This is a genomic window from Acinetobacter sp., from assembly GCF_041919735.1.
GTDB lineage: Bacteria > Pseudomonadota > Gammaproteobacteria > Pseudomonadales > Moraxellaceae > Acinetobacter.
In genome coordinates, this window is record NZ_JAYRTF010000006.1 from 20,313 (window position 1) to 34,172 (window position 13,860).

Sequence of the window (13,860 nt, forward strand, 5' to 3'; positions counted from 1 at the left end):
CTCAATTTCAAACAGCGCCAGCTGTCTGCAAGACTTTCAATAGAATAATGCCGCCCAGCGATAGTAGCGCATTATTAATAAAGTGAATCAGCAGGACATGCCAAATATTGCGCGTCCATAAATAGATTAAGTTCAAAAACAGCCCGGCAGTCATAAAACTGATTGTGGCGATAAGATTGCCGTCAAAATTATGATAATGAATCAGGCCGAATAGAATCGAGTTCAGCAGCACCAGCACAGTACGCCACAGCCAAGGCGGTACGAAGAGTTTTTGCAATAAGGTGTAGCGGAAAATAATATCTTCCAGCAGCGCGGTAAACAGCGGCCCCAAACTGATGATCAGCAGACTGATAAAGGCAATCTTGTCTGGATCAATCAGTGATTCCTTTTCACTGCTCTCACCATCAGGCAAAATACTGCGCGTCAGCGAAATCACTACTTGCAGTAATACAGCCCCGATAATAACTAACAGACTGGAACGCCAAAAGGCTTGTTTATATTTTTGCCAATGCTCGATCAGCATACTTTTATACAAGCAGCACACCACGATAAATAAGCCGCCGCGAAAAACAGCATCACCCAACGCAAGGTTGACTGAAACACCAAAGAATTGATTCAACAACCAGCCATTCAAAAAGATCAGCGGTAAAATGCACAGTGCAAAGGTGTCGCGCCATTGCCATGAAATGGTTTGAGGAAAAGGTTCAGCACGAACCAGTTGAGTAAAGGTCATTCTTTTCAAATATTTTAAAGTCTAGTGCTTAAAGATTATTGTCACGCATTTAACATTTTAATTCTGCATTGTTTTTGTAGATGGACGGGACAATCCAGTTCAGCGCAATAAAAAAATCGCGCGGAATGGCTTCTGCGCGATTTTTTAAATCTTCCCTTGCGGATTCAGAATATATTCTGAAGTCCTCACCTTTAACAAAGGAGAGCTTATCCCCCTCTTTGATAAAGAGGGCTGGGGGAGATTTTACATATCCACCATTTCCACGCCATCAATGCGGGCAACAGTCATCAAGTCTTTATCACCGCGGCCAGAAACGGTCGCAATAATGATTTGGTCTTTATCCATGGTTGGCGCAAGTTTGGTCACATAAGCCATCGCATGCGAACTTTCCAGTGCAGGAATAATCCCTTCAATATGAGTTAAATCACGGAAACCTTGTAGTGCTTCAGTATCATTAATCGGCACATAGTTCACACGGTGCATATCTTTCAAGAAGCTGTGTTCAGGGCCTACACCCGGATAATCCAGACCGGCAGAAATTGAATGGGTTTCAATGATCTGACCTTGTTCATCCGACATCAAATAAGTACGGTTGCCGTGAAGCACACCGACATGACCTGCATTCAGTGGTGCAGAGTGTTTGCCTGTTTCAATGCCGTAGCCTGCTGCTTCAACACCGTACATTTTCACATCTTCATCATTCAAGAATGGATAGAACAAGCCCATCGCATTTGAACCGCCGCCGACACAGGCCACCAAAGCATCCGGCAAACGGCCTGCTTGTTCTTGAATCTGTTTACGCGCTTCACGGCCAATGATCGATTGGAAATCACGAACCAACTGCGGATACGGATGCGGGCCTGCCACTGTACCAATCACATAGTAAGTCGAATCAACGTTGGTTACCCAGTCACGCATCGCTTCGTTCATCGCATCTTTCAATGTTTTTGAACCGCTTTCCACTGGTACAACTGTCGCGCCAAGCAGACGCATGCGGTAGACGTTCATGGCTTGACGTTTAACGTCTTCTGCACCCATGAATACCACACATTCCAGGCCTAAACGTGCTGCAATTGTTGCCGTTGCCACACCGTGCTGACCTGCGCCCGTTTCCGCGATAATACGTTTTTTACCTGAAAGCTTCGCCAATAAAGCCTGACCAATCGTGTTATTCACTTTATGTGAACCGGTATGGTTCAAGTCTTCACGTTTAAGGTAAATTTGCGCGCCACCGAGCTCTTTTGACCATCGTTCAGCATAATAAAGAGGACTAGGACGGCCTACATAGTAGGCGAGATCACGGTCGAATTCTGCCAGAAACTTAGGATCATCCTTCATTCGGAAATAAAGTTTTTCTAAGTCTTCTAATGCTGCCATTAGAGTTTCTGACACAAAACGTCCGCCATGGATACCGAAATGCCCGTGTTCATCCGGGAATTGGGTATAGTCAATCTTATTTTGCTGATCCACGTTGGACTCCTTGCATAAACTGTTCAATGAGTTTTTGATCTTTGATACCTTTTGCGGACTCTACGCCTCCGCTGACATCAACTGCATAAGCATTGGTGGTCTTTATAGCGTCTTCAATATTGTCAGGCTTTAAACCGCCTGCCAAAATTAATGGAATATCAAGTTTTGGAAATTGAGCCCAGTCAAAGCTGTGCCCTGTCCCGCCTTTGAGTTCAGGATGCCATGCATCTAACAGCACTGCACTGGCTCCTGCCTGCTGATAATGCTGAATTTCCGCAATGACGTCGAGCTCTGGTTTGACCTGAATAGCTTTATACCAACGGCGACCCACATGCTGTGCAATCTGCTGACATTGTTCAGGTGTTTCATCACCATGGAACTGCAAAATATCCACTGGCGCTTGCTTTAAAGTTTCAGCAATTTCATCCAGTGATGCATTCACAAACAAACCCACGGTCTGCACATAAGCCGGTACATGCTGAATCAGCACTTGCGCTTGCGCTGCAGTCACGCTGCGCGGGCTTGGCGCAAAAAATACAAATCCAATTGCATCTGCTCCTGCATCAACAACCGACGAGATATCTTGAATACGTGTAATTCCGCAAATTTTGGCACGGGTTCGCATATTTTTGTGGCTCTAGCTCCGCCCTATTCATAGCCTGTCTATAAATATAAGGGCGAATCATTGTAATGCAATTTATTCAGCTTGCGTAAAGTTCATCCTGAATATTTATTGGCATCCGTTGTTTAAGTCGCATACAGACTTTATACTGCGCCCAACTTGCTGCAAGTCGAGCTTAGGCTTAGGGAAGCTGGTGGAAATCCAGCACTGCCCCCGCAACGGTAAAATGAACCGCATATCTTGATAAACGCCCCAAGCGATTGAGGAATTTACACCACTGCATTTTTTGCGGGAAGGTGGATATGCCAGTATTGTTTTGACAATATTTATATTTAAGTCCGGATACCTGCTTGCTGCGTTCTTCAACTCAATCATTCACGTGGGGTGAATGTATGGAGCAAAGTATGTCACCTTTTTTCCAGCCTACAGCTTTAGTGGGCGCAATCGCGATTGCGATGGGTTTTTCCTCTTTTGTTCAAGCCGCAGATCAGACAACTGCAACGACAAAACTCGATACCATTGTCGTGACTGCATCACGTTCTGAAGAAAAAATTCAGGATGTTCCTGCGCGCATTTCAGTGATTGATGAAAAAACCATTGATCAAAATCCAATTCTGAATCTTTCTGATATTATTCAGCGAGACCCTTCCGTATATATCAAACAAAGCGGTGGCATGGGCCAAATTACTGAAATTGGATTACGCGGCACTAAAGCTGTCCATACTTTAGTGTTGAAAGACGGCGCCCGCCTCAACAGTCAAAATGAACTTGGCCCACTTTATCCAGCATTCTTAGATACGACAGATGTCGATCAAATTGAGATTTTAAAAGGTCCTGCATCCGTACAGTATGGCAGCGATGCGATTGGTGGCGTAGTGCAGCTGATCTCTAAAAAACCAACAAAAAATGGTGCTGAGCTAACAGGCATCTATGGTGAAAATAATACTTATAAAACTATTGCTAAAGCGAACGTAGTTACAGATCAGGGCTTTTACGCTCAAGTCGGCGCTCAACGCTTAGAAAGTGATGGTACACGCATCTTCGAAAGCCAAGATAAAGGGGAAAGAGCGGGCTACGATCAGAAAGGCTACAATGCTAAAGTTGGCTATTATCAAGAAAACCAAGTCGATGCTTCTGCATCAATCAGTGAAAATAAAGGCACTGGCATTTTCAGCAATGATTATGTAAACAATACATCACCTCGAAACTTTGTAAATCGCGTGATTAATGCCAAAGTCGATTACAACATTTTGTCTGATTTAATTATAGGTGCTCACTTTGCCAATGTTCAAGACAAACAAGATGTGCCTGCCTATGGGTCAAAATATGATACAGAAAATAATCAAGCTGATCTAAACCTGAAGTGGAAATTCACTCCGCATCAAAATATTCTGATCGGCGCGACTTACAATGATGCAAACTATCAAACCAATACCATCAGCAATGGTGATCAAAGCATAGAAAGCACTGGCTACTACCTGCAGCATCAATTTAAAAATGAGCTCTTTGATACTCAAGTTGGTGTCCGAGTAGAAGATAACGAGCGTTTTGGCACACATACTGTTGGCCAAGGTGCCGTACGCTATCACTTCCTGCCTAATGCAAGTGTTTATGCAAATATCGGTACTGCATTCCGTGCACCGACACTTAACGAATTGTATTCGCAATGGGGCGGCAATATTAATTTAAAACCTGAAGAAAGTACTTCTTATGAGCTTGGTTTTGATTATGACTTGACTCCGAACCTCTCAGCAAATCTGTCCGTCTACCATAATGAAATTGAAAACTTGATTTCATACGCGACTAATCCAGCAAGCAACATGAATGTTGATAAAGCCCAATTCACTGGCGGCGAAGCGGAAGTTAAATGGCATCAAGACGACTTATTTCTTTCTGCGGGCTATGCTTATGTAGATACGGAGAATAAGGGCACGGGCAAGGAAATTCAGTACCGTCCACGCCAAACAATGACATTGACTACAGGGCTAGAAAATGAAGTTTATGGCATCAGTGCATCTTTAGTTGCTCGTTCAAAAGCTTATGCCGACACAGCCAACACCTTGCGTGTTCCTGGCTATGCTACTGTCGATTTAAATGCATATTGGAATGTTCATCCTAATGTAAAACTGTTCACCAATATCCAAAATGTCGGTGATGTTGAATACCGTGAAGTGCTGAACACATGGCCGTCAACAGACTGGTACATCAATACTGGCCGTCAAGCATCAGTAGGTGTAACGTTTAAATACTAAGCTGCTCTTAGATCCATTCAAAACTTTGAGGATAATGTCATAACTATGGCATTATCCTTTTTTATTACAGACCCTAAATTTTCATCATTTTAAGGACAAACTATGGGCCACCGTTTAAGTAAAATTTACACCCGTACAGGCGACTCTGGTACAACAGGCTTAGGCGATGGTTCGCGCGTTGCCAAAGATGACCTGCGCATTGACGCATTAGGCGATGTCGATGAGCTGAATTCGAGCATCGGCATATTACGTTCGCAAATTGCTGTCAGCGCCATCGAAGATAAGGCCGTTTGGGATAAATCGCTCAGCCTCATTCAACATTGGCTTTTCGATTTGGGCGGTGAAGTCTGCATTCCAAACTTCCATTTGGTACAGCCTGTGTCGATAGAGTTTTTAGAAAATGACATTGACCGTATGAATGAAGCATTGCCAATGCTGAAAGACTTCATTTTGCCTGCGGGTACACTGGCCTGCAGCTTTGCGCATCAAGCCCGCGCTGTTTGCCGCCGTGCAGAGCGCAGTCTAATGGCGGTACATAGCCGAGACCAAAATATTCAAGCGCCTTCTTTACAGTTGCTGAACCGACTTTCAGACTGGTTATTTGTTGCATCACGTACTTTGCAGCGGGCAGAAGGCGGATCTGAAGTGCTTTGGCAAAAGAATATCAATGAGACGATTGAGCAATAAGTTAATTTTTTTAATAACGAACATCAAAGCCTTTGACCAATTAATAATCGATTTTTCATTGAAATAAATCGTCCGATCATTCTTGTAATTCAAAATGATCGGCTCAAAATAATAGTGTCATCCCCCTGTCATTTTTACAGGACACTATGCTGTTAACTCTCCTTTTCGCAGGCCTTGTATGCGCATAATCGGACACCGTGGCGCTCGCGGTGAAGCCCCCGAAAACACGCTGGGCGGTTTTCAATATATTCAGGATTTAGGCATCCGCGCGGTTGAATTTGACGTCCGCCAGCTTAAAGACCGTGCCTTAATTGTCATGCATGATGATCACTTCATGCGCACAACGGGCCAAGACAAATCTCTGTATGAATGCAGTTCGCAAGAACTTGAACCTTATAACCATGCCGTGACATGGTCAAAGTGGAATAAGGCCGAACCCACACCGCTGCTGGAGCAGACCCTTAAAATCATTCACAACTTTGAGCATATTGAAGTTGAAGTCAAAGCCGTAAAAACCCAAGAAGATGCAGACCAGCTGACCGAAACCTTAGAACAGCAGCTCCAAGGTTTTGAACAAGTGGCGGTCATTACCAGCTTTGACCCCAAAATCCACTGGGCCTTGCAGCAGAGAAAGTCAGGCTTCAAACGCGGCCTGCTGATTGAAACCGATGTGAAACTCCAAGCCATTGAGCAGGCCTTAGAACTCGGCTGCTGTCAAATTGGCTGGATGAACCAGCTGGCCAGCCCCGAAATGATTCAAGCAACCCAGCAAGCTCAGCTGGGAATCAGCGTCTGGACAGTCAATGACATTGACCGCGCCAAGCAGCTGCGGGACTTAGGCATTAACGGCTTGATTACCGATTTTCCAAAATTGATGATGCAGCATCTGGGTTAAGCCTGATGCTGTCTGGCAGACTCAGTCCATTGAAATTGAAAATGCTAGCTCAGCAGACCTTGTTCAAGCACAGCAACGAAAAGGATTGATCTTCACCAGCTGCGGCATTATTTCTACCGAACCCTAAACATTATTTTTTGGTGGCTTGCAGCAAGACTTGGCCGCTGCGGCTGCGCAAGGTTAAATGGCGGCCTTCAATTTGAAATGCGGCTGTCTGACCCAGCACATCCATCAGCATGGCTTCTTGCGCTAAAGCAGAATCGCAGCTGTCATAGCCCGCACGGGCCTGCATGCTCAGGGTGTGCGCAGCCACATTCATTTCATAATGTCCAGACAGCGCATTGCAGCCCGTACTGCCCTGCAGCTGCTTCAGCTGCGGATTGAACAGCAAGTAAGGCTGACTGTGAAAATACTGGGCTTTTTCACCTTGAATTTTATTCAGTTCCCAGCGGATGTCCTGCACGCCATCCATGCTCTGCATCAATTGCAAAGGCTGTTCTGCACTTGAAATATTTTTTGTGACGCGCCCTGCTGTTTCAACTGTATTTTGACAGGCGCACAGCAAAACAGCAGTGAAAAACATGACTGCAAATCCACTTTTTTGTGTATATTTTTTCTGCTTTTCCCTGCAGTATCGAACAACTGTCATGAACATGTCTAAACCTTCGATAAAATCGATAATTTGTCAGTCTTATTCTGTTACCGTTTAGAACAGGACAACTGTACAATAACTACTGTGAACAGATTTTAGCGCGTGCTATTATGCTGTGGCCTAAATCCATAATGTGTGTATGGATTAATTTTTTACTTAAGCCTCCCAAAGGTTCTAGGAGTACTGCTGGAGATGACCGCTCCCCTACCCAAAGCCCCAATCAACTGGATTGCTATATTCGCATTGATCTTTTTGCCCATTGTAGCAATCATTGCAATTCCGTTATATGCCTATCATCATGATTTCAGCTTAGCTGCCTGGATCAGCATGTTTGTATTGCTGGGCGTCAGCAGTTTGGGCATCACAGCAGGCTACCACCGCTTATGGGCGCACCGCGCGTATGAAGCGACATTGCCTTTGCAAATTATTTTAATGATTATGGGTACTTTTGCCGTGCAGAACAGCATTCTGTTTTGGGCGTCAGGCCACCGTACCCATCACCGCCATGTCGATGATGTCGATCAAGATCCATACTCCATTAACCGCGGCTTCTGGTTTGCGCATATTGGCTGGATGCTTCGCGACTATCCGTCTGGCGCGGCCAATTACAAAAACGCGCCGGATTTGCTCAACAGCAAACTGGTGATGTTCCAAGACAAATACTATGTGCCTTTAGTGATTGTCGTGCATGCCGCAATTTTGCTGCCGATCGGCTGGGCTGTAGGCGACATGTGGGGCGTATTGCTGCTCGGCGGCTTAATGCGCCTGATCCTCAGCCATCATGTCACTTTTTTCATCAACTCACTGTGCCATATGTGGGGTTCACGTCCATATACTGACGAGAACACTGCACGCGATAACTTTATTTTAGCGATTGCAACTTGGGGTGAGGGTTATCACAACTACCACCACATCTTCCAATATGACTACCGCAACGGCGTGAAATGGTGGCAGTACGATCCGACTAAATGGCTGATCTGGTCTTGCTCAAAATTAGGCTTAGCGAAAAATCTGCGCCGCATTCCAAGCTTTAATATTAAAAAAGCGGAATTGGCCATGCGGTTTAAATATGCGGAACAGGATCTGGCTATTTACGGTTTAAATGTCACTGACGATGTTGCCAATGTCAAATTGCGCATCTCTCAAGAATATGACGCTTTCTCGCAAACCTTAAATGACTGGGCCAAACTGAAAGAACAGGAAATTCAAGCCAAGAAAACAGCGGTAGCGGAAAAAATCCATCAAATGGATGACAAGCTGAAAGTTGAATTCCAGCTGGTTGAACAGCGCCTGTCTCATCACCGCCAAACCTTGAATCTGCTGGTCGACAACTTTAAAAAGAAAACCGTCAACTGATTCAAAATGGTCAAAAAAAAGCTCCCGATGGGAGCTTTTTTTTGCTTGAAATTCGGGAGGCCGATGCAGGTCAAAAGGACAACACAGCGCAAGAGGATAGAGAGGATAGAAATGCGCAATCCCCCTTTAGGCCTGACCAGCTTGAGGATAGACCAGCGGAGATGAAGTCGAAACGGAACGCTTTGAGGATGAACATGGTTTTGCCATTTGGCGCATATAGCGCTTTGGCACCATCCGCGCCCGAATCTTAAAATGTTCTGCAGGCTATAGGGCCAACCATACCGAACCGCACCTCTCTCATGCAGACCATGGCGCACGCCTATTCATTGCAGATTGATTCCACACCGCTGAGCACGAACTTAGCCCCCAAAGCCGATTAACGATTTACTGCATTTTGACGCACATCGCCATCTGCAACTTTGCTATAGTTTCAGCATACTCAGTTTCTGCCGTCCTCCTATGCACTTCAATCCGCGCTATGCCTCCCTTCCCGCTAAACTCTATCATCATCAAATGCCGGTACCGCTTAAAGGCGCAAAAGCGGGGCATTTTAATCAGGCCTTAGCCGATGAGCTGCAATGGTCGGCAGAAGATCAAGCGGCATGGGTGGAAATTTGCAGTGGTCAAAAAACCTTTGCGGAGTTTGAACCTTTAGCCATGGTTTATGCAGGCCATCAATTTGGACAATGGGCTGGCCAGTTGGGCGATGGCCGTGGTCTGCTGATTGCGCAAATTGTCGATCAAAACAATCAAACCATCGATCTACATTTAAAAGGTGCAGGTTCAACCCCGTATTCACGCATGGGTGATGGCCGTGCGGTGCTGCGCTCGGTGATTCGTGAATATCTTGCAGGTCATACCCTCAATGCCCTCGGTATTCCGTCTAGCAATGCCGTGGGCTTTACCAGTTCAGAGCAAAGCGTACAGCGTGAAAAATTAGAGCCCGGCGCCATGATGCTGCGCACCTCCGACTGTCATATTCGTCTGGGACATTTTGAATGGATCAATCAATATCAAGGCGATTTGCTGCCAGAATTCACCCAAAAATGCATCGAATGGCATTATCCAGATTGCCTTAACGCTGAACAGCCGATTTTGGCATTTGCTACACAAGTGATTCAACGCACAGCGGTGATGATTTCACATTGGCAACTGGTTGGTTTTGCACATGGCGTGATGAATACCGATAACCTGAACATTACCGGTTCAACGCTGGATTTCGGGCCGTATGGCTTTATGGAACGCTTCCGCCCGAACTGGATTAATAACCATTCGGACTATCAAGGCCGCTATACCTATCAGCAGCAGCCTAGTATCGGGCATTGGAATTTATGGAACTGGCTGAATAATCTGGTGCCACTCTGCCCTGCGGATTATGACAAATCCCAGTGGAAAGAGGATTTAGCCCAATGCCTCGAACATTTTGAGCCGACTTTCTTAGAACATTACAAACTTGGCTTGAACCAGAAAATGGGCTTGCCAAGTTTCCATAAAGACAGCTTTGACTGCGCGATGGCCTTTTTACGTATCCTGCAATCTGAACAGCTAGATTACACCCAAAGTTTTTTGCGCCTGCAACAGCATGACTATGAAGCGATCTTAGATGATTGCCTTGATCGTAGAGCCTTTGAAAATTTCTTAGCACAGTATCAAAGCATTCGTGAACATCAGGATACCGATGCGTTAGATACCGACATGGCAAAAGCCAATCCACAATATATTTTGCGCAATCACATGGCGCAAAAAGCGATTGAACTGGCAGAACGCAATGATTTTTCAGAAGTCCAACGTTTGTTTACGCTGCTCAGCCAGCCTTATACCAAACAGCCTGAATTGGAACAACCAGAAGATTTAGCGCCATTGCCAAATGATGTGCCTGAAGTCATGGTCAGCTGTTCGTCTTAACATTTATCCACAAATGCAGCGCTAAATCTGACTCAAATTGTGGATAATTTAAACATTATCCACAATGCCATAATGGATGAGCTGCAAATGCGCCTTATCCCAAAAATTAAAATGACCAGAAAACAAATCCTCTTCTTCAGTGGCATAGCTTCGCTCTGCATTGTTGTAGCCTGTGTAAGCTATCAAAAAATTGGAAAATTTCTGCCGACTTCTGCTCATGCGCTGTCATTTCCTACGGCATTAGGTGATCAGGAAATTCAGCAGATTCGTAGCGCGACACCCATCGACAGTATTCAGGTGTATAAAGATCAACGCTATTTGGAGTTAAAGCATCAGGATCAAGTCATCCGCCGTTATCCGATCCGCCTTGGTTTTGCACCGCTAGGACATAAAGTCCAAGAAGGTGATGGTAAAACCCCGGAAGGTTCTTATGTGATTGACTGGCGCAATCCACAAAGCGCATTTTATAAATCACTGCATATCTCCTATCCCAATGCAGCCGATCAGCAAAAGGCAGCGCAGCTGGGTGTTTCTGCAGGCGGTGACATCATGATTCATGGTTCTGCCAACAGCCTGCAAATGAAAGCGGCACCTCAACTTAAGACCTATTTTCCACAAAAAGATTGGACTTGGGGCTGTATTGCGGTGCGCAATATTGATATGGATGAAATTTGGCAATTGGTAAATAATCATACCGCCATTCACATTCATCCTTAGACGTGGAATCTGATTTGTTATTTTTTGGGTGATTTCCTATGATTTCTTTACATGCTAGCGCAGCCAAAACAGCGCTTGCCCTACCTGAAACCACATGCAGCCAGCCCTTTGGTGACGGCTGTGATGTGTACAAAGTCATGGATAAAGTCTTTATGCTGAGTTTTCATTTAGAAGGCAAAGCGGCAATCAATCTAAAAGTTCTTCCAAACCACGGTGCGATGCTCAGAGACATTTATCCCTATATCCGCACAGGCTGGCATATGAATAAACTGCATTGGATCACCGTCTTTGCAGATGAAGAACTTGAGGAAGATTTATTGCAAGATTTGGTGCTGAATTCTTATGAATTGGTGGTATCAAAATTAAATAAGGGGCTAAGAGAGCGAATTACACTACTTCGTACACTAACCACCAAAAATAAAAAACTCCCTTAAGGGAGTTTTTTATTCAATATTATTTACGCCGAGGCTCCTCCGCCCAGCGTGAATACGCCTTTGTCGATTGCAACATAACCTGAGCTGTTTTTGAATATTGCGCTTTGCTTAACTGTGATGCCTCTGTATCTCCATCTTCTCCGCCTGAATTGACAGTCTCATCAAACAGCGGAAAAGTCCCTATTTTTTTCTGAATGACAATATCATCAATCATCCAGCCGCGAAAACCATTATAGAGATGATCTATCGTTTGGAATTGGAACTTAATCTGTACTTTAGCATTTCCTGCATATTCATCCAAAGAAATTGCTTCCTGCTGCACTGCAGCTGGCGCTAGGTTAAAGCCCATATTGCTGTAAGGAATCGGTGCGCGCTCATATTCAGTAGATGGATCAGCAAGCGGGTTTAATCGTGCAACTGTTTTAAATGTCTGACCACCATCGGTAGATACTGAAATATTCATCAGATCAAAACCTTGATTATTTGGATTCACAGACTCGATTTCCCACCACGTTTTAAAACTTAGGCTTAGAGGTGCTTTCTGCTGGCTTAAGTCTATAACTGGCGATATGAGTTCGCCCATATTTTCTTGTTTTGACCGTCCTCCATCAAAACTAGAATCCTCACTCCCACTTACAGCTAATTCACCAACGAAATTGCCATTTACCTTATCCCCATACCAATAAGCATAATTCCCTTGCAGCACTTCTGGCACTGCACCTTGGCTTTGGTCATTTGGCGCGAGATGGACTGTTTTTTCTATTTGACTGTTAATAATGCCGTGACCTTTGCTTAGTAATTGCCAATTCACATTTTCTACCATTGGAATAGCGACAGTCCAAGCATTGCGGGTTGCTGAATCAACTTCAAAAGTTTCTCGCCATACAGCATCCATTTGTGATGTTTCAGGCAATACTTCAAACTGATAGCCCGATGCAGATGATGCAATCACTTTTACTTTTTTGATAATGGTTTGATAGCCTGATCCACTAATCGTAAGGGTTGCATTTTTTAGTGCATTCAGCAATTCATTAGACACGTTGAAGGACAGTGTAAAATAGCCATTCACATCAGTAATAGCACTTACAAAAGCGCCATTAGTTGCCGCACCACCTGACAGTGATACCTGCACATTAGGGGCAGGTTTTCCTTTAAAAACAATCTGCCCAGAAAGTGTTCCAATGACTGCATCATTTACTGGATTAGCACTTAGGGTCTGGCACTGTGTATCCAGACAATTGAGCGCTGTATTAATTACAATTTTTTTATTCGTATTCAATGAAGAAATTAGAAATGCCGAAACATTTGACTGTCCATTTTTCGTGATTAATACATAGTAATTGCCGGCAAGCAATTTTGGCAACTGGACGATCCCTTGAGCATTGCTCATATAGCTAGGCCCTGTAAAGGCCTGTGCAGTTGGTAGATTGGAAACGGATGGAAATAATGATTCTCCTTCATCGCTAACCATCAACATGGCCGCTTTAGGCTGAGCAGCTTGAAGCTTTTGCCATTCTTCCTCAGTTAAGATTTGGATAGATGCCCCATTTAATGGAATGTTATTGACATCTAAAATAGCAACTTCTTCCACATTCTTTTGTACAAGCGCCTCCGTAGATCCTGATGTAGAAGATGAGTCTTTATCACTTTCGCCACATGCCGTTAAGCTTAAAACTCCAGCTGCAAGCATTAATTTAACTATTTTCATGTTTCCCTCTGCTCGGTTCTTAAAATGTTTTAGTAATTATTGTGTTCGCTTTAAAATTTAAATTTGCACTCTTTTAGAGCCTATATTTTAAATGATATAAATTTAATTTTGTCATTTACTTGATTATTACACTTTTAAAATGAAATTTTTCCGCTGAATAAAAAATTCAATTTCACTTAATTTACCCATTGCGGTGATACATGCTTCCAGACCATGGCGCGATGCTCAGAGACATTTATCCCTATATCCGCGCAGGCTGGCATATGAATAAACAGCATTGGATCACCATCTTTGCAGATGAAGAACTTGAAGAAGATTTATTGCAAGATTTGGTGCTGAATTCTTATGAATTGGTGGTTTCGAAATTAAATAAGGGACAACGGCAAAAGATTGAATTACTGAGGAATATTAAGAAACTTGAAAAATAAT

Annotated in this window: 12 protein-coding genes, 1 pseudogene and 1 riboswitch; of the genes and pseudogenes, 8 read left to right on the forward strand and 5 right to left on the reverse strand. The window is 44.1% G+C overall.

Annotated elements, in window-relative coordinates; genetic code table 11:
• Positions 1-7 precede the first annotated feature (7 nt).
• The 3 genes from ACE3T3_RS04850 to ACE3T3_RS04860 form a co-directional block, all read right to left on the reverse strand.
• Entirely contained in the window at positions 8-733 is a 726-nt protein-coding gene (locus ACE3T3_RS04850) for a CPBP family intramembrane glutamic endopeptidase (protein WP_374664612.1), read from the reverse strand.
• A 243-nt stretch (positions 734-976) separates the two neighbouring features.
• Positions 977-2,203 (reverse strand): tryptophan synthase subunit beta, encoded by a 1,227-nt coding sequence (trpB, locus tag ACE3T3_RS04855; RefSeq protein ID WP_374664614.1) that lies wholly within the window; start codon positions 2,201-2,203, stop codon positions 977-979.
• The gene (locus tag ACE3T3_RS04860; RefSeq protein ID WP_374664616.1) at positions 2,187-2,828 is read right to left on the reverse strand and encodes a phosphoribosylanthranilate isomerase; all 642 of its coding nucleotides are present in this window, start codon (positions 2,826-2,828) and stop codon (positions 2,187-2,189) included. Before ACE3T3_RS04860 ends, trpB begins: the two co-directional genes overlap by 17 nt.
• A gap of 146 nt (positions 2,829-2,974) precedes the next feature.
• Positions 2,975-3,194: riboswitch (cobalamin riboswitch) on the forward strand.
• 23 nt (positions 3,195-3,217) lie between these two features.
• Here ACE3T3_RS04860 and ACE3T3_RS04865 point away from each other — a divergent pair.
• The 3 genes from ACE3T3_RS04865 (at position 3,218) to ACE3T3_RS04875 (ending at position 6,659) form a co-directional block, all read left to right on the forward strand.
• A complete protein-coding gene (locus ACE3T3_RS04865; protein ID WP_374664618.1) occupies positions 3,218-5,077 on the forward strand; it encodes a TonB-dependent receptor plug domain-containing protein in 1,860 nt (619 codons plus the stop codon).
• 102 nt (positions 5,078-5,179) lie between these two features.
• A complete protein-coding gene (locus tag ACE3T3_RS04870; protein ID WP_374664620.1) occupies positions 5,180-5,764 on the forward strand; it encodes a cob(I)yrinic acid a,c-diamide adenosyltransferase in 585 nt (194 codons plus the stop codon).
• Between the two features lie 178 nt (positions 5,765-5,942).
• Positions 5,943-6,659 carry a glycerophosphodiester phosphodiesterase gene (locus ACE3T3_RS04875; RefSeq protein WP_374664622.1) on the forward strand — a complete coding sequence of 239 codons (717 nt, stop codon included), beginning with the start codon at positions 5,943-5,945 and terminating at the stop codon, positions 6,657-6,659.
• Positions 6,660-6,789: 130 nt separating this feature from the next.
• On the opposite strand, the gene ACE3T3_RS04880 is transcribed toward ACE3T3_RS04875, so the two are convergent.
• Positions 6,790-7,242, reverse strand: coding sequence for an META domain-containing protein (locus tag ACE3T3_RS04880; protein ID WP_374664624.1), 453 nt, complete (start codon positions 7,240-7,242; stop codon positions 6,790-6,792).
• 261 nt (positions 7,243-7,503) lie between these two features.
• Here ACE3T3_RS04880 and ACE3T3_RS04885 point away from each other — a divergent pair, with 261 nt between their 5' ends.
• The 4 genes from ACE3T3_RS04885 to ACE3T3_RS04900 all read left to right on the forward strand — a co-directional run bounded on the left by ACE3T3_RS04885 (position 7,504) and on the right by ACE3T3_RS04900 (position 11,723).
• Positions 7,504-8,667, forward strand: a complete 1,164-nt coding sequence (locus ACE3T3_RS04885; protein WP_374664626.1) for an acyl-CoA desaturase — start codon at positions 7,504-7,506, stop codon at positions 8,665-8,667.
• Between the two features lie 459 nt (positions 8,668-9,126).
• Positions 9,127-10,572 carry a YdiU family protein gene (locus ACE3T3_RS04890; RefSeq protein WP_374664628.1) on the forward strand — a complete coding sequence of 482 codons (1,446 nt, stop codon included), beginning with the start codon at positions 9,127-9,129 and terminating at the stop codon, positions 10,570-10,572.
• 111 nt (positions 10,573-10,683) lie between these two features.
• Positions 10,684-11,289, forward strand: a complete 606-nt coding sequence (locus tag ACE3T3_RS04895) for a murein L,D-transpeptidase family protein (protein ID WP_374664630.1) — start codon at positions 10,684-10,686, stop codon at positions 11,287-11,289.
• A 38-nt stretch (positions 11,290-11,327) separates the two neighbouring features.
• Positions 11,328-11,723, forward strand: coding sequence for an MmcQ/YjbR family DNA-binding protein (locus ACE3T3_RS04900; RefSeq protein WP_374664632.1), 396 nt, complete (start codon positions 11,328-11,330; stop codon positions 11,721-11,723).
• Positions 11,724-11,742: 19 nt separating this feature from the next.
• Here the strand turns inward: ACE3T3_RS04900 and ACE3T3_RS04905 are convergent, their stop codons facing one another.
• Positions 11,743-13,431 (reverse strand): carboxypeptidase regulatory-like domain-containing protein, encoded by a 1,689-nt coding sequence (locus ACE3T3_RS04905; RefSeq protein ID WP_374664634.1) that lies wholly within the window; start codon positions 13,429-13,431, stop codon positions 11,743-11,745.
• A 206-nt stretch (positions 13,432-13,637) separates the two neighbouring features.
• Here ACE3T3_RS04905 and ACE3T3_RS04910 point away from each other — a divergent pair.
• Positions 13,638-13,859, forward strand: a pseudogene (locus ACE3T3_RS04910) (MmcQ/YjbR family DNA-binding protein); the annotation flags it as partial.
• Between the last annotated feature and the right edge of the window lies 1 nt (position 13,860).

What these genes read in the sequence shown, in the direction of transcription:
- ACE3T3_RS04850 (WP_374664612.1), bottom strand. Translation starts at nt 733, where the DNA reads ATGACCTTTACTCAACTGGTTCGTGCTGAACCTTTTCCTCAAACCATT.
- ACE3T3_RS04860 (WP_374664616.1), bottom strand. Translation starts at nt 2,828, where the DNA reads ATGCGAACCCGTGCCAAAATTTGCGGAATTACACGTATTCAAGATATC.
- ACE3T3_RS04865 (WP_374664618.1), top strand. Translation starts at nt 3,218, where the DNA reads ATGGAGCAAAGTATGTCACCTTTTTTCCAGCCTACAGCTTTAGTGGGC.
- ACE3T3_RS04870 (WP_374664620.1), top strand. Translation starts at nt 5,180, where the DNA reads ATGGGCCACCGTTTAAGTAAAATTTACACCCGTACAGGCGACTCTGGT.
- ACE3T3_RS04875 (WP_374664622.1), top strand. Translation starts at nt 5,943, where the DNA reads ATGCGCATAATCGGACACCGTGGCGCTCGCGGTGAAGCCCCCGAAAAC.
- ACE3T3_RS04880 (WP_374664624.1), bottom strand. Translation starts at nt 7,242, where the DNA reads ATGTTTTTCACTGCTGTTTTGCTGTGCGCCTGTCAAAATACAGTTGAA.
- ACE3T3_RS04885 (WP_374664626.1), top strand. Translation starts at nt 7,504, where the DNA reads ATGACCGCTCCCCTACCCAAAGCCCCAATCAACTGGATTGCTATATTC.
- ACE3T3_RS04890 (WP_374664628.1), top strand. Translation starts at nt 9,127, where the DNA reads ATGCACTTCAATCCGCGCTATGCCTCCCTTCCCGCTAAACTCTATCAT.
- ACE3T3_RS04895 (WP_374664630.1), top strand. Translation starts at nt 10,684, where the DNA reads ATGACCAGAAAACAAATCCTCTTCTTCAGTGGCATAGCTTCGCTCTGC.
- ACE3T3_RS04900 (WP_374664632.1), top strand. Translation starts at nt 11,328, where the DNA reads ATGATTTCTTTACATGCTAGCGCAGCCAAAACAGCGCTTGCCCTACCT.
- ACE3T3_RS04905 (WP_374664634.1), bottom strand. Translation starts at nt 13,431, where the DNA reads ATGAAAATAGTTAAATTAATGCTTGCAGCTGGAGTTTTAAGCTTAACG.